The 21488-nt window shown below is 37.2% G+C and carries 19 protein-coding genes; 12 read left to right on the top strand and 7 right to left on the bottom strand.

The annotated features are described in order from the left end of the window. Positions 1-135: 135 nt before the first annotated feature. Positions 136-1206, bottom strand: coding sequence for a phospho-N-acetylmuramoyl-pentapeptide-transferase (mraY, locus tag IQ215_RS05560; protein ID WP_193800325.1), 1071 nt, complete (start codon positions 1204-1206; stop codon positions 136-138). A 129-nt stretch (positions 1207-1335) separates the two neighbouring features. Between mraY and IQ215_RS05565 the strand changes: the two genes are divergently transcribed. The 6 genes from IQ215_RS05565 to purQ all read left to right on the top strand — a co-directional run bounded on the left by IQ215_RS05565 (position 1336) and on the right by purQ (position 6650). Continuing rightward, positions 1336-2271 (top strand): ribonuclease Z, encoded by a 936-nt coding sequence (locus tag IQ215_RS05565; protein ID WP_193800326.1) that lies wholly within the window; start codon positions 1336-1338, stop codon positions 2269-2271. A 129-nt stretch (positions 2272-2400) separates the two neighbouring features. Then, positions 2401-3732, top strand: coding sequence for a TrkH family potassium uptake protein (locus tag IQ215_RS05570; protein ID WP_193800327.1), 1332 nt, complete (start codon positions 2401-2403; stop codon positions 3730-3732). Positions 3733-3805: 73 nt separating this feature from the next. After that, positions 3806-4495 (top strand): NAD-binding protein, encoded by a 690-nt coding sequence (locus tag IQ215_RS05575; protein WP_193800406.1) that lies wholly within the window; start codon positions 3806-3808, stop codon positions 4493-4495. A 473-nt stretch (positions 4496-4968) separates the two neighbouring features. Then, complete coding sequence (gene recR, locus IQ215_RS05580) at positions 4969-5565, top strand: recombination mediator RecR (RefSeq protein ID WP_193800407.1); 597 nt, start codon at positions 4969-4971, stop codon at positions 5563-5565. 143 nt (positions 5566-5708) lie between these two features. After that, positions 5709-5969 (top strand): phosphoribosylformylglycinamidine synthase subunit PurS, encoded by a 261-nt coding sequence (purS, locus tag IQ215_RS05585; RefSeq protein WP_193800328.1) that lies wholly within the window; start codon positions 5709-5711, stop codon positions 5967-5969. A 3-nt stretch (positions 5970-5972) separates the two neighbouring features. Next, positions 5973-6650, top strand: coding sequence for a phosphoribosylformylglycinamidine synthase subunit PurQ (gene purQ / locus IQ215_RS05590; protein ID WP_193800329.1), 678 nt, complete (start codon positions 5973-5975; stop codon positions 6648-6650). A 134-nt stretch (positions 6651-6784) separates the two neighbouring features. Here the strand turns inward: purQ and IQ215_RS05595 are convergent, their stop codons facing one another. The 3 genes from IQ215_RS05595 to IQ215_RS05605 all read right to left on the bottom strand — a co-directional run bounded on the left by IQ215_RS05595 (position 6785) and on the right by IQ215_RS05605 (position 9844). Then, a complete protein-coding gene (locus IQ215_RS05595) occupies positions 6785-7927 on the bottom strand; it encodes a radical SAM protein (RefSeq protein WP_241735261.1) in 1143 nt (380 codons plus the stop codon). 92 nt (positions 7928-8019) lie between these two features. After that, the gene (locus IQ215_RS05600) at positions 8020-8721 is read right to left on the bottom strand and encodes a hypothetical protein (protein ID WP_193800331.1); all 702 of its coding nucleotides are present in this window, start codon (positions 8719-8721) and stop codon (positions 8020-8022) included. Between the two features lie 127 nt (positions 8722-8848). After that, positions 8849-9844 (bottom strand): glycosyltransferase family 2 protein, encoded by a 996-nt coding sequence (locus tag IQ215_RS05605; protein ID WP_193800332.1) that lies wholly within the window; start codon positions 9842-9844, stop codon positions 8849-8851. Positions 9845-9935: 91 nt separating this feature from the next. Here IQ215_RS05605 and IQ215_RS05610 point away from each other — a divergent pair, with 91 nt between their 5' ends. Next, on the top strand, positions 9936-11138 hold the full coding sequence (locus IQ215_RS05610) for a glycosyltransferase family 4 protein (RefSeq protein ID WP_193800333.1): 1203 nt from the start codon (positions 9936-9938) through the stop codon (positions 11136-11138). A 160-nt stretch (positions 11139-11298) separates the two neighbouring features. Then, positions 11299-13236 (top strand): DNA topoisomerase (ATP-hydrolyzing) subunit B, encoded by a 1938-nt coding sequence (gene gyrB / locus IQ215_RS05615; RefSeq protein ID WP_193800334.1) that lies wholly within the window; start codon positions 11299-11301, stop codon positions 13234-13236. A gap of 74 nt (positions 13237-13310) precedes the next feature. Here the strand turns inward: gyrB and moeB are convergent, their stop codons facing one another. Further along, positions 13311-14489 carry a molybdopterin-synthase adenylyltransferase MoeB gene (moeB, locus tag IQ215_RS05620; protein WP_193800335.1) on the bottom strand — a complete coding sequence of 393 codons (1179 nt, stop codon included), beginning with the start codon at positions 14487-14489 and terminating at the stop codon, positions 13311-13313. A 183-nt stretch (positions 14490-14672) separates the two neighbouring features. Between moeB and IQ215_RS05625 the strand changes: the two genes are divergently transcribed. The 3 genes from IQ215_RS05625 (at position 14673) to IQ215_RS05635 (ending at position 17293) form a co-directional block, all read left to right on the top strand. Beyond that, positions 14673-15836 carry a chromate transporter gene (locus IQ215_RS05625; RefSeq protein ID WP_193800336.1) on the top strand — a complete coding sequence of 388 codons (1164 nt, stop codon included), beginning with the start codon at positions 14673-14675 and terminating at the stop codon, positions 15834-15836. Positions 15837-16034: 198 nt separating this feature from the next. After that, a complete protein-coding gene (locus IQ215_RS05630) occupies positions 16035-16922 on the top strand; it encodes an ABC transporter permease (RefSeq protein WP_193800337.1) in 888 nt (295 codons plus the stop codon). 35 nt (positions 16923-16957) lie between these two features. Then, positions 16958-17293 carry a hypothetical protein gene (locus IQ215_RS05635; protein WP_193800338.1) on the top strand — a complete coding sequence of 112 codons (336 nt, stop codon included), beginning with the start codon at positions 16958-16960 and terminating at the stop codon, positions 17291-17293. Between the two features lie 163 nt (positions 17294-17456). On the opposite strand, the gene IQ215_RS05640 is transcribed toward IQ215_RS05635, so the two are convergent. Continuing rightward, positions 17457-18542, bottom strand: a complete 1086-nt coding sequence (locus tag IQ215_RS05640) for a PIN/TRAM domain-containing protein (RefSeq protein ID WP_193800339.1) — start codon at positions 18540-18542, stop codon at positions 17457-17459. 599 nt (positions 18543-19141) lie between these two features. On the opposite strand from IQ215_RS05640, the gene IQ215_RS05645 reads away from it, so the two are divergent. Next, positions 19142-19888 (top strand): DUF3153 domain-containing protein, encoded by a 747-nt coding sequence (locus tag IQ215_RS05645; protein WP_206688520.1) that lies wholly within the window; start codon positions 19142-19144, stop codon positions 19886-19888. A 41-nt stretch (positions 19889-19929) separates the two neighbouring features. Here IQ215_RS05645 and IQ215_RS05650 read toward each other — a convergent pair whose 3' ends face one another. Continuing rightward, positions 19930-21252, bottom strand: coding sequence for an AMP-binding protein (locus IQ215_RS05650; RefSeq protein ID WP_193800340.1), 1323 nt, complete (start codon positions 21250-21252; stop codon positions 19930-19932). Positions 21253-21488: the final 236 nt, after the last annotated feature.

Genomic DNA, 21488 nt, shown 5'->3' on the forward strand with positions numbered 1-21488 from the left:
TACTAATATAACTAACTCTCCTCAAAATGGCAACTTTTTCTCGAAACTTTTTTTCAACTTCTGTCACAACTGTTACATATTAAGGCTTTTGACCTTTCAATCTTTTTTTCTTTTCGCTGGGCATCGCTCACTTTACTAATATAAATAGATGGTGATTAGGATAAGAATGGTGTTAATTAGATAAAAAATGCCCACTATTTGGGTTTCTGTCCAGCCGCTTAGTTCGAGATGGTGGTGGATGGGAGCCATTTTGAGGAGTCTTTTGCCTTTTCCATTTTCGTCTTTGGTAGCTTTGTAATAGGTGACTTGGGCAATGACGGAGATGGATTCGAGGAAGAAAAGCAGACTGATAATGAATAATGCCCAAAGATTTTGGCTTAAGAGTCCGATCGCACTTAGACTGGCACCAAGGGCAAGGGAACCTGTATCACCCATGAATACAGAGGCTTTGTTACGGTTGTGGAGAACAAACCCTAGACAAGCGCCACTGATGGCTAGGGAGAAAACGAGTAAGTCGGGGTGGGTGTTACTTATTAATATACCGATACCTAGAAAGGCGATCGCACTTGTCCCCCCTGCTAAACCATCTACTCCATCGGTGAGGTTGGTGGCATTACTTTCGGCGACGATAACAAAGGTAGCTAGAAACCAGAAGAAGAAACCGAGGGGCAAGATAATATTAAAAGGAAGGATGACGCTGGTAATTTCTGGGGGCTGACTGTTTGCCATCCAAATACAGAATAAAACGGCAAAAAGAATTTGGAGGGCGAGTTTTTGCTTGGCTGTTAAACCGAGGTTAGTTTTTTTTCGTAAAATTTGCCAATCATCTACCCAACCGATAAAGGCATAGGCAAAGGTAACGAGGGCGACGGCGATGGCATTACTAGAAAAGTTGGTAAAAATTAAACCGACAATGATGGCGGTGGGAATGAAGAAAATACCTCCCATGGTGGGGGTTCCAGCTTTTTTGAGGTGGGAGGAAGGGCCATCTTCTTGGATGATTTGACTGGCTTTGATTCTTTGTAGTTGAGGCACTATCACATAACCTAATGCCCCTGTGATGATAAATGAAGATAGAAAAGGATTAATTTGTTGAATATTTAAAAAGCTAAGGGCGATCGCACCTAATCCGCAAGTTAAGAGAATAAGTAAAGTTACCCCTGTAGGATTAGTGAGGGAATTAGTAAATTTAGAATTAGTTTGCATAGTCGATACTGATAGAAAATAAATTTATTATCGGTGGTTAGTTGTTTCTTGTCTATTTTTGTCAAATAAATTGTCCATGATGGAATGGTAAACTAGGATCAATCAAAAAGTATCAATAATATAGAAGTAGTGGAAGTAACTTTTTTAGGTACTAGTTCAGGAGTACCCACCAGATCGAGAAATGTATCCAGCGTGGCACTTAGACTAACCCAAAGGGGCGAAATTTGGCTATTTGACTGCGGGGAAGGTACTCAACATCAGATTTTACGCAGTGATTTAAAAACCTCCCAACTAAAAAAAATCTTCGTTACCCACATGCACGGGGATCATATATTTGGTTTGATGGGGTTACTGGCTAGTTGTGGTTTGGGCGCCCATGCGGAAAATGTGGAAGTTTATGGCCCCCCCGGATTAGATGCCTATTTAAAAGCCTGTATGAAATATTCTCAGACTTATTTCCCCTATGGTGTACATTTTAAAACTGTTTCCCCTGGGGTAATTTATGAAGATGATGAATATATAGTTAGTACAGAAATGTTAAAACATCGTGTTACTGCCTTTGGTTATCGTGTCAGCGAAAAAGATAAGGCGGGTAAATTTGATGTGGAAAAGGCGAAAAAGTTGGGGATTCCCAGTGGCCCTATCTATGGCAAGTTAAAAAAGGGTGAAACCATTACCCTTGATGATGGACGTACTATTAACGGTTCTCAATTATGTGGCCCTACGGAAATTGGGCGTAAATTTGTTTATTGTACCGATACTGTATTTTGTGAAAGTGCGATCGCCCTTAGTGAAGATGCAGACGTACTAATCCACGAAGCCACCTTCGCCCACCAAGACGCTCAAATGGCCTTTGAAAGAATGCACTCCACCACCACCATGGCCGCCCAAGTCGCCCTCGCCGCTCAGGTCAAAAAACTCATTATGACCCACTTTAGCCCCCGCTATGCCCCGGGAAACCCTCTTCAATTGAATGATTTACTTAAGGAGGCACAGGCAATTTTCCCTGAAACCATCCTCGCCCACGATTTCCTTAGTTATGAAATACCAAGACGAATTAATTAATTGATAATTGAGAATGGAGAATGGATAATGGATAATTACGGTAAATTGAAACAGTTTAATTTTTGGTAGAGAACCAAAATTGACTATCTATATTTCCGTAACACTTAATAATATGAGAATTAAGAACTGATGACCATTGCGCGTACTATTTGCCTTGGATTTTTAGCAGTTATTTCCGTTGGCACATTACTGTTATTATTACCTTTTTCTACGGTTGAGCCGGGCTGGGGAAATTTTACCACTGCCCTTTTTACTTCTACTTCTGCGGTATGTGTAACGGGCTTAATTGTCGTAGATACTGGGAGTTACTATACTTTTTGGGGAGAATTATTTATTCTTTGTCTTATTCAAATCGGTGGGTTGGGTTACATGACAACCACTACTTTTTTGATATTGTTAATCGGCAGAAAATTTGATTTTCGGGAAAAGTTAGCTATTAAAGAATCTTTTGATCGTCCTTTTCTCCATGGTAGTCAAAACCTTCTTAAATCCGTATTTGCCACTACCATTGCTTTAGAAACTCTGGGAAGCATCACTTTATTTTTGGTTTTTCAACAAGATTATGATAATCAACAAAGTCTTTGGTTAGCTATTTTCCATAGTATTAGTGCTTGGAATAATGCTGGATTCAGTCTGTTTGCAGATAGTTTAACTAGGTATCAAACTTCTATTCCTTTAAATATTATTATCTGTATTTTGATTATTTTTGGGGGGATTGGTTATCAGGTAATTATCGAATTCTATTTATGGTTAAGGGAAAAGTTAGACACATCTAGCAAGAAAGAATACCGATTTTCCCTTAATTTTAGGGTAGTTATCAGCACTACTATTTTTTTGTTATTGTTTGGGGCGATCGCCTTTTTAGTCACTGAATATAATAATCTGTTGGCTGAGTTTAACTTCAATGAAAAAGTAACTTTAGCGGTGTTTCAATCTGTAACTACTCGTACTGCGGGTTTTAATTCCATTGACTTAGGAGCAATGACCATTGCTAGTTTATTTCTTACCATTGGTTTTATGTTTGTGGGGGGTAGCCCTAGTGGTACGGCAGGGGGGATTAAAACTACTACTGTGCGCATTTTGTTTGAAAGTACCAAGGCGGTATTACAGGGTAAGCAAGATATTGTTATTTATGAAAGGGAAGTCCCTTCGTCTCTAATTTTGAAGGCGATGGCGGTGGTGTTTGGTTCAACAATTACGGTGTTAGTAGTTACTTTTAGTATTTCTTTTATTCACCCTAATTTTAATTTTATTAATATTTTCTTTGAGGTGGTGTCTGCTTTTGCAACGGTGGGACTTTCCACGGGCATTACGGCTGATTTATCTGGTTCGGCTCAAGTTTTGATCATTTTAACAATGTATATTGGGCGAGTTGGAGTATTATTATTTATGTCAGCTATTTTGGGTGATCCTCGTCCCAGTCGTATTCATTATCCAGAGGAAAATCTTTTAATCGGTTAATATTATTATGGCATCCAATCAACCTAATTCTGGTAGTAAGGGCGATCGCCCCAAGGGTATTTTTAGTCTTGATATTAGTTCGTTAAAATTTTTAACCAATTTACGAAAAGAAAGCCGTCAATTTGCGGTGATTGGTTTAGGCCGTTTTGGTAGGGCGGTATGTGAAACTCTCTACAATATGGGTTATGAGGTATTGGGTACGGATGTGGATGAAAAATTAGTCGCCCAAGCCTTGACTGACAAAATAACTTCTAGCGCCCTTCAACTTGATTGCACCGAAGTAAATGCTTTACGGGAAGCTGGTATTTTTGAACTGGATACGGTGATAGTGGCGATCGGTAATTATTTAGAAGAAAGTATTATTACCACCCTTAATGTCAAGGAGGGGGGTGTTAAATATGTGGTTGCTAAGGCTTCTTCTAGCACCCATGGCAAGTTATTAAAAAAAGTTGGGGCTGATTTGGTGGTATATCCAGAACATGAAGCAGGATGCGAATTAGCTTATACTTTAACAAAACCAGGTATTTTAGACCGTTTTGAACTAGATCCTGATAATAGCATTGTAGAAGTTTCCATCCCTGAGGAATTTGACGGTAAAACCCTAGCAGAGATAAAAATTCGTAGTCGTTTTGGTTTAAATGTGTTGGCGGTGGGTAATGATGATAAGTTTGTGATTAATCCTCCTCCTCAGTTTGTTTTACAAAAGGGTTTATCTATGGTGGTAATTGGTTCTAATAGTGATATAAATCGATTACAAGATTAAAATCTGGCTCAATGTTTGTATGGCTTTGTGTGTAAATTAAACTATGATTCATCAGGAATGGGTTGAAGATGTATTTTTTATCCGAATAATCTTGTTCATAAGGGGCGATGGTTAACATGGGTAGAGTATGGACTTTGGCAGTATAAACAATAATTAGAATGAACAGATTATTGTTTAACCAAGGGAAAAAATATAGAAAAATGGTAGGAAATTATCAATAGTGTTTACTGGATGATTAGCTTAAAAACTCACAGGTTACAGGTTTAAAATACCAGCAGTCTATGTTAATTCTTTGATGGAACTAAATACCAGAAAATTAATTAATATAAAGTTTTTGTAAATTTCTGAACCTGACACCCGATACCTTTACAAGACTATAAATTTTATCCCGAACTCAGGTTAATTAGTTGCAGTGCATTGAGAGCAAATCTGGGGTAAACTAGAATCGATTTTAGTTACGGAGACAAATAGCTATTTATACTGCCCCCCTCGCTCGTTTAATAGAGCAATTACAAAAGTTACCCGGTGTAGGGCCAAAAAGCGCTCAAAGACTCGCATTACACATCCTCAAACGTCCCGATAAAGACGCAGAAAATTTGGCTCAAGCTATTTTAGATGCTAAAAGAAGAGTCGGTTTTTGTCAGCGGTGTTTCCATCTCTCAGCCGAACCTATTTGTAATATTTGTAGTAATCCTAATCGTGATGAGACAATCATATGTGTGGTAACAGATTCTAAAGACGTAATTGCCTTAGAAAAAACAAGAGAGTATCACGGTAAATATCACGTTTTAGGGGGTGTTATTTCTCCCATGGATGGCATTGGACCAGAACAACTTAATATTACCCCATTAGTAGAAAGGGTAAGCCGAGAAAAAACCCAAGAAGTGATATTAGCTATTAATCCCAGTGTGGAAGGGGAAACCACCACTCTTTACGTGGCACAGTTATTAAAGCCTTTTACTAGGGTTACTCGTATTGCTTTTGGTTTACCCATGGGAGGAGATTTGGAATATGCTGATGAGGTAACTTTAGCTAGGGCTTTGGAAGGACGTAGGGACATTGACAATTGACGGTGGACAATGGACAATTGAAAAGGTTTTAGGTGTTCGCCTTGTGTACTCTATTTCTCAACTTCCTTATCGGTGGATATTTATCTGGGATTTGGGGGTAAGAGAATTTTTATTTAAGGTATTTTTATTTTAATTTATTGGTTATGAAAAAGTATTCTGTCCGTGTATATGTGACTTTAAGGGCTTCTGTACTGGATACAGCGGGAACGGCTGTGGAGTCTGGCTTACATCAATTGGGTTATGATGGTGTTGAGGGGGTGCGCATCGGCAAATATATTGAGTTGAATTTAACTGCTGAAAATGAGGAAAAGGCTCAAGCTGATTTACATCAAATGTGTGACAAACTTTTGAGTAATCCTGTTATTGAAAATTATCGTTTTGAGTTAAATCCTCTGGAGGCATAAACTATGAAGTTTGGTATTGTTGTTTTCCCTGGTTCAAATTGCGATCGCGACGTAGCCATGGTAACCGATGGGGTTTTTAATCAACCTACTCGTTTTGTTTGGCATCAAGATACTGATATTGATGATCTTGATATAATCGTTGTTCCAGGGGGATTTAGTTATGGGGATTATCTTCGCTGTGGTGCGATCGCCCGTTTTTCCCCCATTATGAATAGTATTATTAAACACGCAGAAGCGGGAAAATTTGTTTTAGGCATCTGCAATGGTTTTCAAGTTCTCACCGAAGCAGGATTATTGCCCGGGGCGCTCATCCGTAACCGAGATTTACACTTTATCTGTGATCAAGTTCCTGTCAAAGTAGAACATAATAACTCTATCTGGACAAAAAAATATTCCCCCGATGAAGTAATTCGTTTACCCATCGCCCACGGAGAGGGCAACTACTATGCCGATGAAGATACCCTCAAGGAATTAGAAGATAATAGTCAAATTTTATTCCGCTACTCCAATGAAAACGGTGATATTAACCAACAATCTAACCCCAATGGCTCATGTCACAATATTGCTGGTATTACCAACAAACAAGGTAATATTTTAGGAATGATGCCCCACCCTGAAAGGGCAAGTGACGAAGGACTAGGATTTATGGACGGTAAAAACCTATTTGCAGGACTTTGCTAATTACTGAATGAACTACCGTTAACCGTGTAATTAATTACACGGTGGGCGAGGATACAATCTATTTATAACGAATTATCCGACCTTGAGATAAAAGATTACAAAATGTGATCCCGAACTCTGGTTACTTACCCCCCTTAACTAGGAATCATTTCATTTTTTAAGGCAGAATCTTCGGAAACATCAAAACTATTTAACAAAAGTTTGCCCGAATCAGATTGCTCAATTTGATTGATGATAAATTGAATCATCGGTTTAGCGATGGTACATTCTAACTTGCCATCTTCATGGTAAACCCGTTCACTGGAAATAGCTTCGGCGATGGGTAATTGATTACAATAACCATAAAAAGAACAACTACGACAGTTTTCGGCACGATCTTTACGCACGGAAATAGTATGTTTATATTCGGCACTTTGTTTAATATCCGACAATGATTGACGAAAAATATTGCCCATCAAACCATCAGGGGAGTAAGCATCTCCATGGCTATAAACATCCCCATTGGTATTGACAATATAAGCCCATTCTTCCCGCTGAGGATCATAAATAGCCTGTCTTGCCCCTGCTAAATAACGCACTGCGGCTTTAAAATAATCCCAGATGGGTAAAACTTTGATGTTAGTGGGTTGAGCAAATTGAGCCTTGGCTACTGCTTGAAGGGCTTTTACAGTTTCTTCGTGGCTCACTAAAATAGGTTCAACCCTTGGGGGTGGATCGTTATGGCTAAAAATGGGTAACATTCTATAGTTAATATGCAGGTCATTATAAAACTCATAGCTAGGTAAGACATAATCGATATTTGCTCCGTGAAGTACCATAATGGCGGCAAAAGGAATTTTTCTATCTATCAGTCGTTGCATATTGTCCAAGACTCGATCTTGAGAGTCATTTCCTTTTATATCTACTCTTTGATTACCGAATACATCAAAGGAGATACCTAGGCTGATGTCTAATTCTTCTAATAAGTCTAGGGTGGCATCGGAAATCTGTACTAGGTTACTTTGTACGCCGTTGTTATATTCTAAGCCTTCTGCATCTAAATATTTACGTTGTAGTTCTTTAAAAGCCCGTAAATAACTGTGGGGTAGTAGTAGGGCTTCTCCTCCGTGTAAAACAAAATTGGCGGTTCTATTTTCTGGGGGTTGTGATTTTAAGTAGGTGGCTAAATTACGGAAGAAAAAATCTAATCCCTCTAAGGGCATTCTTTCTTTGTTGTTTAATTCTTCGTACTCGTAACAGTAGTTACAACGTAGGTTACAAAGTTTACTCAATTTCATGACAAAGTGCATTTTTTATCCTCCTAATTTATTAAAGGTCATGGAAAATAGGAGAAAAAGCCAGGGTTTCTCCTATCGTTTTAGTATTTAAGTTATCGACCAAAATTAGGGTTAATGTTGTTTTGAGGGGTGGTGTTAAATCCTCCTGGTCGAACTGGTGGTCTTAGGGGACTGTTGGGATCTACGGGGGTTATAATACGGGGAGAGGTGCGATCGTTGTTTATTTGAATCCGATCAAAGCTATCTCTTACACGGGGAGTGCTATTATTATTTTCTAGGGTACGACGCATTTGGTCATCTCCACTGGCATCCCTTTCCCAAGTGCCTCCTTCTCTCCAACCTGCTTCCGACCAGGGGCCTGCGTCAGGGCCTTGAGCCCATGTACCTCCTTCGTTCCAGCTTTGACTAATGAGGTTACAGTTAACGATGCAGTCTTTGACTACTTGTCTATTAGTTATTGTGCCATCTTGAACGGTGAGGATTTCTCCGTTGGCAAATCGATAAAATCCATCTTGTAAGGGGGTGCGCATAGCGTTTTCGTCTATCTGATAGGCTCGATCGCCTTCTAGTTGAATTAGACTTTCTTTTATTTCTTTTACTTGTAAGCTAGGGGCGATCGCACTTTCATCCCTAGATAGGGTTGTATTTTTTGCCGATGCAGATTGAACTATACTTTTATCTAAAACTTGAAGTAGTTGACCTGCTAAGCCACTCTGGTGAGCAACGGAAAAACCCGCCACGGCCACTAGGGCAAGAACTATATTTTGAGATTTGTTATTGGGAGTTTTATCCATAATGTATCAAATATATTAAAAGCATTGTGAAAATGTTAACACATATTGATTACGATGATGAATTGTTGTTAAGTGCTTTAATATTTATTTTTAAAGAATAATCGCACTTTTTTTCATTTTTATCTGATTAATTATTTGATGAATTAGATCTTACTTGATCGGCATAATCTTTTGGTTTAATTTTTTTATTAGTTTGAAAGATAAATTGGTTAATTTGATAAGGTAAATAGGATAAAGTTTTTCCTATTAAGCTACGATTAGATAAGCCTAAAACTTCTTCTGCTTCTCTAATTAATCTTCTTCCTTCTTTATTTTGATTATTTTCAATCATTCTCAATCCTAAACATAAATTAATATCTGCGAGTTTTTTATGCCTAATTTGTTCTATATTTTGTTGAGCAAAATTATAGGTTTCCAAACAATATTTTTTTGCTTTGAGAAAGTGTAAATTCTGTTTTAAACTATTTTGTTGTCCATGGAAACGATATTCCATTAAAAATTCAGGTAAAAAATAACCATTCTTCCCTGCTATTGCCATTCTCACTAAAAGATCAAAATCTTCACAACCATCAGCTAAAGGATTCATATAATCTACTTTTTTTAATGCTTGATAACGAAATAAAGTAGAACCAACTTGTAAACTTTGTAAAACAAAAGTTTGATAAATTAAATCGTCAATTACACCTTCTTTTAATTTACTTTTTCCCCATTTATCAGAGTTTTCTTTTGTGGCAATTTCATTTCTATTACTATTAGCATCTATAACCCAATGGTTTGTACAAACAAAGTCAACATCTTTATTTTTATCCAAAATCGCAACTGTTTTGGTTAAAAAATCAGGGGTTAAAGCATCGTCATCATCAAACTTAATAAAATATTCGCCCGTAGCATTTTCAAAACCAGAGCGCATATTTTTACTACGTCCAATATTATTTTTATGACGAATATATTTTATGCGATTATTTTGAAAATTTTTAACTATTTGTGCAGTGTTATCCGTTGAACCATCATCACATATAATTAGTTCAAAATCTGAGTAAGTTTGACTTAAAACACTGTTAACAGAATACTGTAAATAATCAGATCTATTATATGTAGGGATACAAACACTAACTTTAGGCATAATTAGATTCAGATGATGATTTTATGATTATAATAACCAAAATCTCTTTAATTATTAATAGTAATATAAGTGCGATCGCCCTTAATTGTGCATGAAAATCTTAATAATATCTAACACCTTCCCCTACCCTCAAACTAAAGGAGGTACTCACTGTCGTAACTTTAATCTCATCGATTATCTTAGAAAACATCATCAAGTGACATTAATTACCCAACAAACCCCCGATGTCAAACCAGAAGAAGTTAACGAATTAAAAGAAATTGTTCAAGAATTAGTCATCTTTCCGTCTAAACCACCTTCAAAAACCAGTATTTTCAATAAAATAAAGCGTTTTACCGATTTTATTATCCAAGGTAAGCCCCCCAGTGTAATGGCAAACTATTTGCCAGAAATTCAACAATGGATTGATGATGCCGTCAGCAAAAATAAATTTGATTTAATAGCAGGAGAACATACCGTTAATGAAATTTATATTAGACCAGAATGGAAAAACAAAATTTCTACTCTCATAGACATACATAGTTCAGTGTATCGCACCTGTCAAGATCAACTCGCCACAAAAACATCAGAAAATCCCTGGCGCGATCGATTGAATAAACCACTACTATATCGTTATGAAAAAAATTACTGTCAAAAATTTTCTAAAATAATTGTCACCACCAAAGAAGATAAAGCAACCATCAACCAACTATCCCATCGAAAAGATATTGAAATTATCCCCAACGGAGTAAACTTAGATATGTTTCCCTGCCGAGAAAATACCATCACCGAACATACCCTAATGATTGCTGGTGGTATGGATTATATTGTAAATGCTGATGGGGCTTGTTTTTTCGGCTTAGAAGTTTTCCCCTTAATTCAAGAAAAATATCCTCGAGCAAAATTATTGATAGTAGGCTCTAAACCAACACAAGCAGTACAAAGTTTGTCTAAAAATAATAGTATTATCGTTACTGGCAGAGTTCCTTCTATGGTTGATTATCTTCATCAAACAACCATTTCCGTTGTACCCCTTCGCAGTGGCTTTGGCATGAAAATAAAAACTCTCGAAGCCATGGCCGCGGGAATTCCTGTGGTAGCAAGTGACAGAGGTTTAGAAGGATTAACGGTGGACAATCCTCTTTGTGCCTTAAGGGCGAATACCATTGATGAATATGTTAAACAAATCAGTAAATTATTCGATAATAGTGATTTAAGACAAGAAATAGCGTATAATGCTCGTAAAATGATTGAAAACCATTACACTTGGGAAAAAGCCGCCATGGGCTATGAAAAAATTATCACGGGGGAATAACTTCAACACACCATAAAATTAACTGTACACCCCTCCTAGAAAAATTGTTTCTAACCCCATTTAAATCGTGATAAAGTAGAATGTGTTATAATTTTTGATAAAAATATCATTCAACAAAAAACAAGGCAGACTATAGCCTTAACAAGGGGAATAGAATAATATGGCTACCGAAAAACAAACCTCCAACTATGGAGCAGAGCAAATCCAAGTATTGGAGGGGTTAGAACCTGTTAGAAAGCGTCCAGGGATGTACATTGGTACAACAGGTCCTAGGGGACTACACCATCTAGTATATGAAGTGGTGGATAACTCCATTGATGAAGCCTTGGCAGGGCATTGTAGCCATATTGAAATAGATATTAACGAAGATGGTTCTGTAAGTGTAACCGATGATGGCCGGGGTATTCCCACCGATGTTCACCCTAGCACGGGAAAATCTGCCCTCGAAACCGTGATGACGGTACTTCACGCAGGGGGTAAATTTGGGGGCGGTGGTTATAAAGTTTCTGGAGGTTTGCACGGGGTTGGTATTTCCGTAGTAAATGCCCTATCTGAGTGGGTAGAAGTAAAAGTATGGCGTAATGGTAATCTTCATACCCAACGTTATGAGAGAGGGATTCCCGTCACCGAATTAGTTCCTCAACCTGATAATGACCATTCTACGGGTACATCCATCAGTTTTATGCCTGATGCTCTAATTTTTAGTGAAACCACAGAATTTAATTATGGCACTCTTTCCAATCGTCTTAGAGAATTGGCATATTTGAATGCGGGAGTTAAAATTACCTTTTGCGATCGCCGCTTAGACTCTCAACGAGAAGAAACCTATTGTTATGAAGGGGGTATCAAAGAATATGTTACCTACATGACCAGGGAAAAAGAAGTATTACACCCAGATATTATCTATGTAGAAGGAGAGAAAAACGGTGTACAAGTAGAAGTCGCCTTCCAATGGTGTGTCGATGCCTATAGCGATACTATTTTAGGTTTTGCCAACAATATCCGTACTGTAGATGGTGGTACTCATTTAGAAGGATTAAAAACCGTCCTTACCAGAACTTTAAATAACGTAGCCCGTAAACGCAACAAAATCAAAGATAATGAACCTAATTTAGCAGGGGAAAATGTCCGAGAAGGTTTAACCGCCGTTATCTCCGTTAAAGTACCAGATCCAGAATTTGAAGGACAAACCAAAACAAAACTAGGTAACTCCGAAGTTAGAGGTATTGTCGATTCCCTCGTGGGTGAAGTTTTAAACGAATACCTAGAATTTAATCCCCACGTAGCCGACAGCATCATTGAAAAAGCCGTCCAAGCCTTTAAAGCCGCCGAAGCAGCCCGTCGTGCCAGAGAGTTAGTACGCCGTAAATCGGTTTTAGAATCTTCCCCCCTACCCGGTAAATTAGCAGATTGTAGTTCCCGTGATCCCGCCGAATCAGAAATCTTCCTCGTGGAAGGCGATAGTGCGGGTGGAAGTGCAAAGCAAGGGCGCGATCGCCGCTTCCAAGCAATACTACCCCTCCGAGGTAAAATCTTAAACATCGAAAAAACTGATGACGCTAAAATCTATAAAAATAACGAAATTCAATCCCTCATTACCGCTCTTGGTTTAGGTATCAAAGGGGATGAATTTGATGCAAGTCAATTAAGGTATCATCATGTGGTAATTATGACGGATGCTGATGTAGATGGTGCACATATCAGAACCCTTTTACTGACTTTCTTCTACCGTTATCAGAGGGAATTAGTAGAGCAAGGATATATCTATATTGCTTGTCCTCCCCTTTATAAACTAGAACGAGGAAAAAATCATTATTATTGTTATAGTGACAGGGAGTTACAACAGAAAATAGCTGAGTTTCCCAGTAATGCTAACTATAATATCCAAAGATTTAAGGGTTTAGGGGAGATGATGCCCCAACAACTTTGGGATACGACCATGAATCCTGAAACCCGCATGATGAAAAGGGTTGAAATTGAGGATGCTGCAGAAGCCGATCGCATCTTTACCGTGTTAATGGGTGACAGGGTAGCCCCCCGACGGGAATTTATCGAAACCCATGGTCCACGATTAAATCTCACAGAACTAGACGTATAAGATTAGTCATCTTGAACCACTCCCAGCCCCTCCTTACAAAGGAGGGGAGAATTGAGGGTCTTTCTTTGGTGAAGTTAATATTGAGGTACGGAAGAATCAACTTCTTCACTCCAAGCCGCAATACCGCCTTTCACATTAATTCCCTCAATTCCTGCTTCTTTGAGGATATTAAGAGCCTTGGCAGAGCGTCCACCCAATTTACAATGGGCAATTAAACGTTTATCTCCCATCAACTCCTTAACTTTTGCTACTCCGTCACCATCTTCAATGTCAGGTAAAGGAATTAAGGTTGCATTGGGAATTTTAGCGATTTGATACTCGTTAGGATTACGTACATCAATTAATACATAATCATCGGCATCACTATCCAATAACTCTTTTAACTGGGTTACGGTCATTTCCTGTAACTCAGCTTCGCTTTCACTGGCTTGGGCTGCTGCTTGGGGAATACCACAAAATTGTTCATAGTCAATGAGTTTTTCAATGACGGGGCGCACAGGATTAGGACGTAATCTTAATTCCCTAAATTTCATGCCCATGGCATCATAGAGTAATAATCTACCACTTAAGGTTTTGGCAGGATCGACCCCTAAAATAATTTTAATGGCTTCGGTGGCTTGGATTGTACCGATAATACCACATAAAACCCCTAAAACTCCTCCTTCGGCACAGGAAGGAACCATCCCCGGCGGTGGGGGTTCGGGATATAAGTCACGGTAGTTGGGGCCTCCCTCATAGTTAAATACGGTGGCTTGTCCTTCAAAACGGAAAATAGAGCCGTAAACGTTGGGTTTATTTAACAATACACAGGCATCGTTGGTGAGGTAACGGGTGGGGAAATTATCTGTACCGTCAATGATTACGTCGTAGGGTTCAAGAATTTTGAGGGCATTTTCTGAGCTAAGACGGGTTTCGTACAAGTCCACCTGACAGGTGGGGTTAATTTCTAAAATACGATTTTTGGCGGATTCAATTTTGGGTTTACCTACCCATGAAGTACCGTGAATTACTTGTCTTTGGAGGTTGGAATGATCGACTACGTCAAAATCTACTATACCAATCCGCCCAATACCGGAGGCGGCTAAATATAATAAAAGGGGTGAACCTAATCCCCCCGTGCCTATACAGAGTACACTCGCTGCTTTGAGACGTTTTTGCCCTTCCAATCCGACTTCGGGCAAAATGATGTGTCGTGCATAGCGTTCGTACTCATCTTTATTCAGTTCTATAGAGTCTAAATTAGGATTGAGCATTTTTAAATTTAATGTTAGCAGAAATTTTTTCTGTAAGTGATCATTTTAACAAATTTCCAGCTAGGGGGTTAATGGAGAATGAAGAATGGAGAATTAAGAATTATTTTTTTACTTTACGGATTTTAAACTTTAGATAATGTTCGTCTATTAATATCAGATTGTTTATGTCATCAAGTTTGATTAATGAACTCTGAATCTAATTCCCATAGTAAAGCCACTGATCTCAAAGAGTTAGCCATGGTTTTTTTTCGTTTAGGTGCGATCGCCTTCGGGGGCCCTGCGGCACATATTGCCATGATGGATGAGGAAATTGTTCAGAAAAGAAAATGGATTACTAGGGAAAGATTATTGGATTTATTAGGAGTTACTAATTTAATCCCCGGCCCTAATTCCACGGAGTTAGCCATTAATATTGGTTTTGATAGGGGAGGCTGGAAAGGTTTGATTGTGGCGGGTTCGGCTTTTATTTTTCCTGCCATGGTCATTGTCTGGATTTTGGCTTATATTTATGTACAGTATCAAGCCCTACCCCAAGCTCAATGGTTATTGTATGGCATCAAACCTGTGATTGTGGCGATTATTCTTCAGGCACTGTGGAAGTTAGGCAAAAAAGCCGTTAAGGATAATGTGACGAAGGTGACGGGAATTTTGGCGGTGGTGGCCTTTTTTTTTAATATCAACGAAATTCTGATTTTATTAATTGTGGGCTTGGGGGTAATGGTTTATAAGGAAAGACATCGCTTTAATTTTCGTAATGCTTGGGTAGCACCGATGACAATTTCTCCTTTTCTCGCCCAAACTAATGTTAGTGAAAGTGTTACTTCTCCTTCTGGATGGGGGGTGTTTTTATTTTTCCTCAAGGTAGGCTTTTTTTTATATGGTAGTGGCTATGTGTTATTGGCTTTTTTACAAAATCAATTAGTAGAACAAAATCAGTGGCTTACCTCTGAGCAGTTGATAGATGCCATCGCCATTGGGCAATTTACCCCAGGACCTATTTTAACTACGGCAACTTTTATCGGTTATCTTTTGGCAGGAAATATGGGCGCTGTGGCCGCCACTGTGGGCATTTTTTTACCTAGTTTTCTGGTTGTTTTAATTATTAATCCTTGGGTTGACAAATTGAGAAATTCGCCCCTTACTGCTTCTCTCCTAGATGGAGTAAATGTGGCATCCTTGGGATTGATGGCAGGGGTAACTTATATTTTGGGTACAGAGGCGATCGTTGATGGGATTACTGTTACCATGGCAATAACTGCGACTTTCTTGGTATTTCGTTATAAATTTAATTCCCTGTGGTTAATTTTGGCAGGGGCATTAATTGGATTAGTGGTTAATTTACTCTGAGGGTTGGTTGGGCGAGGTAAAATGAAGTTAGAGAAATCAGGCATTGCTTAATCATGGTATGAAATATAATTGAATGACGGTAAAAATTGAGATGTGAAAATCTTATCACTGTTCCCCGTTCCCTATTCCCTGCCCCCATGAGAAATCATATTTAAAATCAGCAATGTCGGAAATTATTATAATTGTTAAAAAAATAAAATGACTCAGACTATAGATAATCAAAAATATCAGGCAATTTTAGCTCCTAATTCTGAAAATATTACCTTTGATAGTAATGGCTTAAATGATTTTTTGCAGGAAACTTTTGCCCTGACTAAGCGTCTTTTCATTCAGTTACAGCGTCGTCCTTCTACCCTTGTGGCGGGGGTTATTCAACCTTTTATGTGGTTAATTTTATTTGGTGCTTTGTTTTATAATGCCCCTCAAAGTTTATTTGGTGATGATTTTAGTTATGGGCAGTTTTTAGCCCCCGGCATCATCGTTTTTACGGCTTTTTCTGGGGCTTTGAATGCTGGTTTACCCATTATGTTTGATCGAGAATTTGGCTTTTTAAATCGGCTATTAGTCGCCCCCCTAGCCTCTCGATTTTCCATTGTGGCCGCTTCGACTATCTATATTATTAGTCTTAGTTTGATTCAAACCGCTGTAATTATTACCGCCAGTGCTTTTATTGGGGCTGGTTTACCTAGTTTTGCTGGGCTAAGTGCGATCGCTCTTATCACCTTTTTGATCGTCTTAGGAGTAACAGGATTAAGTCTAGGACTAGCTTTTGCCCTACCCGGACATATCGAATTACTCGCCGTAATATTTGTAATTAATCTACCCCTATTATTTGCCAGTACAGCCCTCGCCCCCATGGCATTCATGGCAAACTGGTTACAAATCATCGCCAGTCTAAACCCCCTAACCTATGCTATCGAACCCATCCGCTATATTTATCAAAATGGTGATTGGAACTTAGCTAGTATAGTGGTTAATACCCCTTGGACAGAAATTAACTTCGGCGTTGTACTACTGCTACTCTGTGCCTTTGATGCTCTCATTCTTCTGGCCATTAAACCCCTATTAAGCCGTCGTTTTGCTTAATCATCAACATCAATCAACATTAGGAATAATTAATCATGAAAAACAAACTTGTATATACAACCCTTCTTAGCCTAGGTTTAGTAATGGGCTATGGTAATCTAGCCTCTGCCCAAAACATCAATTCCAACCAAGACGACATTTTTCAATCCAACGAACAAAACTCCCTCTATGGAGATAGTATTAACCCCATGCAACTAATTCACAACGCTAACATGATGAATCGCATGAGTGGTGCGCCTTCCCCCGAAGAAAGAGGCAATAATATTCGTAATGCAGCCCAAAGTTTTAGGGAAAGACAACTACAGAGAATGATGGAAATGGAAAAACAAAACAACAACTCTGGAGAAGTCAAGCTAGAAAACGAACTTTAATATCAACCTTACTTGGTGATAATCTTTATAAGTATTAGGGCGATAATAATTGAATTATCCATTATTCATCGCTAATATTAAGTTCTGATAAATTTTTACAATAAAATTCCCCCAGAATTGGGGGATTTAGGGAGCGAAACAATAATAAGGATTCATCCTAATTTTAATATTGATTCACCGTAGAACTATTGGTTTTTGCAAAAATCATTCTACCTGCTGAAGTTTGTAAAGCGGAAGTCACCGTAACCCTTAATTCTTCCCCTACATGATCATTAGCATCCTCCACCACTACCATAGTACCATCATCTAAATAACCAATACCTTGGCTTGGTTCTTTTCCATTCTTCAAAATTTTCAAATCGATATAATCCCCTGGTAAATAGATAGGGCGAATGGCTTGGGCTAAATCATTGATATTGAGAATCAGAATTTTTTGTAAACTCGCCACCTTACTTAAATTAAAATCATTGGTAATGAGAGTGGCATTAATATCATGGGCAAGATGTAATAATTTTGCATCTACCGTTGCGACATCTTCGTATTCTTCCGGGTGAATCACAATGGTATCAGGGTATCTTTCTTGCATTTGATTGAGAATGTCTAACCCCCTGCGCCCTCTGACTCTTTTTTGGTCATTGGTTGCGTCAGCTAATTGTTGTAATTCCTGTAAGATAAACTGGGGTACTAAAATTTGTCCTTCAATAAATCCTGTATCCAATAACTGTTGAATACGTCCATCAATAATACAGCTAGTATCAAGAATTTTGGTAGCTACGGGTTTTAAAGTGCCTTCTGCCACTAGCATTGATTCGATACTGTTAGGGTTGATTAACCTTAAAAAAGTTCTGCCATGGGTGTCGGCAAGGGATACCCCCAATACGGCAAAAATCACACTACCGAGTATTGCCAACATGGGTTTGAGGAAACTAAATTCGCTGGGAATTGGTAGAAGGAAAATAGGTGCTAACATTAGGTTTGCTAACAATAAACCCAGTACCAAACCGATCGCCCTTGTTATAATAACTTCAATGGGAGTGTTTCTGATTCTTTGTTCTAAACGACGGTAGGTAGTTTGAGCCACTAAACCCATGGCTAAACCAATGATAGATGAAAAACCTGCGGCTAACCATCTTAGGGCTTGAATGTTGGAAACTTGTCCTTGAATTTCACCTGGTAAAACTTGTACTATGTCAAAGCCTACCCCAGCAAAGGCAAGAACAAATATAAAAATAATAATAGCGTCAATCATAATAAATAGTGTTATCCTTGTTTGGATACAGATAGTTAATTATATCTTTCCATCAGCAGTGCCTTTAATTATTCGGCAAAGTCTTAATCTATTTTAACTTTTCATCGTAATTTCAGAAGTTCGGTTATCTTTTCTGGTTTAGGTTTAGTGAAGGTAACACTTTTTGTTAGTCAGTGGTTTTAAGTTCGACTAATTCCTTCTAACAACATAATATTTATCTATTTTCCCTACAGTAATTTATCACGATGGTAATGTTTTTTTTCAATAAATATAAGTAAAATTTACTTGATAATTAGTTAAATTATTAGTTGCTGATGATAAATATTATAATATACGAATAATTATTCAAAAAACATATTGCTTATTATTTTAGGCTGTTATTAATTATTTTTCGTTGTTTCTGTTATTGGGATTATTAACAAAATAAATATTTCAGTAAATAATATTCATCTTTTATAAAAAAGTACGGATAATTATAATGAGTTTTTATTAATGATAAAATATCGTTTTATAGTTGAGAATTTTAGATTAAGGGTGTAAAATTTAGGGATAATTAAATTTTAGGCTACAACAACAATTGCGATTAAGGTTATTAGATAATGAAAACTATTTTACGAAGGTTAATTTTATTTGTTGTTTTAATTGTTTTTCTGACGGGCTGTGTGCGTTATGATGTGGGGGTGAATTTTTCTCAAGCTAATAATGGTACGATTATTCAACATATTAAATTAGGTGAACAATTAACCAGTTTTAGTGAAGGGGAAGGGAATGCTTGGTTGAATGGTATTCAAAAACAGGCGTTGAGTTTACATGGAAAGGTAAAAAGATTATCTGCTGAAGAATTGGTAGTTACCATTCCTTTTAATAATGGGCAAGATTTGGTAGATAAGTTTAATCAATTTTTTGTTTCTGGGGTTGATGCTTCTGGTTTAACTCGGGCGCGGGGCGAAAGTCTGTTGGATTTAGATGCTAGTATGAGTATTCAACAAAATAATGGGATTTTCTTTGAGCGCAATGTGTTACATTTTTCGGCGGATTTAACTCCTTTGGGGGTGGTTTCCGATGAGGGTAATATTATTATTTCGTCTGGTGATTTGATTAATTTACAGTTAAATTTTAATTTTCCTTGGGGCGCAAAGTTAGTGACTAATGATTTTCCTACTTGGCAACGGGGAGAAGATAATCAATATCATGTTACTTTGAAAGCCGGGCAGGTTAATGATGTGAGGGCTATTTTTTGGCTACCTAATTATATCGGTTTGGGGGCAGTAGCGATCGCCCTTTTTACTCTTTTGGGTTTTATCCTCAAATATCCTGAGTCTCTCAAATCCCTTAAAAAAAGTTAGCTTTTAATTATTTTCAACACCCCTGAATATCTTATCTTTAATTAGATAGTGATCATTTTTTCTAGGTAGCCATAATTTACTTTACCCTGAGGATTACGGGGAATTTTATCGACTTTTAACCATATTTTTGGTATTTTATAATGACTAAGATGCGATCGTAATTTATCCTTCATGCTATCTAAATTATATAGTTCATTATTTTTAACAATGGGTACATATATGGCACAAATAATTTGTCCCCAATAATCATGGTTTTTACCAATAATAACTACATCCTTCGCTAACCCTATTTTGACAATTAATTCTTCTATTTCTAAGGGGTGAACATTTTCCCCTCCTGAAATTATTTTACGACTATTACGACCAACAATATGTAAATAATTATCTAAGTCAAAATAACCTAAATCATCAGTTTCAAAACTATCATAATCTTGATAATTAGGATAATATCCCTTAAACAAAGACGTACCCCTAATGGTAATTTTACCAATTCTTTCTTTTTCTGATTCTATGCTAATTTTAGCATGGGGCAAAACCCTTCCACTACCCTTTTGATGAGCAAAAAAATCATCTGGTTTTAAAATGGTTATCCCTGAAGCTGTTTCCGTCATACCATAGGTTAGAGCAAGATTTATTTGTTTAAATCTACATATATTTTGTAAGTTTTGAGAAGTGTGACAACCCCCCACCAAAACTGTTTTAAATTTTTTTAACCAACTAGAATTATTGTTCAAAAAAAAATGTAATTGTGTGGGTACAAGAGAAATGAAAAAGTCTTGATAATTAATGTTTAAAGGAACTACTTTTTTTAATATAGAATAGTCATGAATATGTAATTTTCCCCTAGTTATAAAAGCTCTAACAATTTGCATTAAGCCACTGACATGACAAAGGGGAAGACAACAAAAACAATTAATCTTTTCTTCTTGCCAAAAATCTCTAAATCCCATGGCTGAATTGCTCAGGGTTTCCCATGTGTGAATGGCAAATTTTATTTTGCCTGATGTTCCCCCGGTGGGAATCATAATACCTTGATATTGATGATGATTTTGATGATTATTATATTCTTTTTCTATATTTTCACTAAAGAAGAAGTCAGGTTTTATTAATTCAGTAACTTGCTCTAATTCTTTTCTTTTCCATTGGGGATTAATTAAAACAATAGATGATTTAGTTACCAGGGTTGCTAAAAAGATACTGATAAATTGTTGGGGATTTTTTGTCGATAAACAGATAATTTTAGATTGCTTTTTGTTATTTTTATTAATTTTATCAACGTAGTAGCTTGTCTGACCTTGCAAAAATATTTTTTGGTTATTATAGGTGCAGTTATTTTCAAATTCTTTTAATTGTTCTAATATCATAAAAAATCTATTGAGCTAAGAAAAATAAGATTTTTTTGACAACTTAATAGGCGATTGATTAATAAAAATTGATACCAATTATTTTAAGTTAATTTATCTTTTTGTAGTGTAAATTTTTTTAAATAAAATACTATTTTATGGATAGACTAGCATAGTCTATATTATGTTTATTTTATAGTGGAAACCTATGTTTTTTAAATTTTTGTAAGAAATAATTATTAAATATATAAATATAA

It is taken from the genome of Cyanobacterium stanieri LEGE 03274, assembly GCF_015207825.1.
In the GTDB taxonomy this organism is placed as follows: Bacteria; Cyanobacteriota; Cyanobacteriia; order Cyanobacteriales; family Cyanobacteriaceae; genus Cyanobacterium; species Cyanobacterium stanieri_B.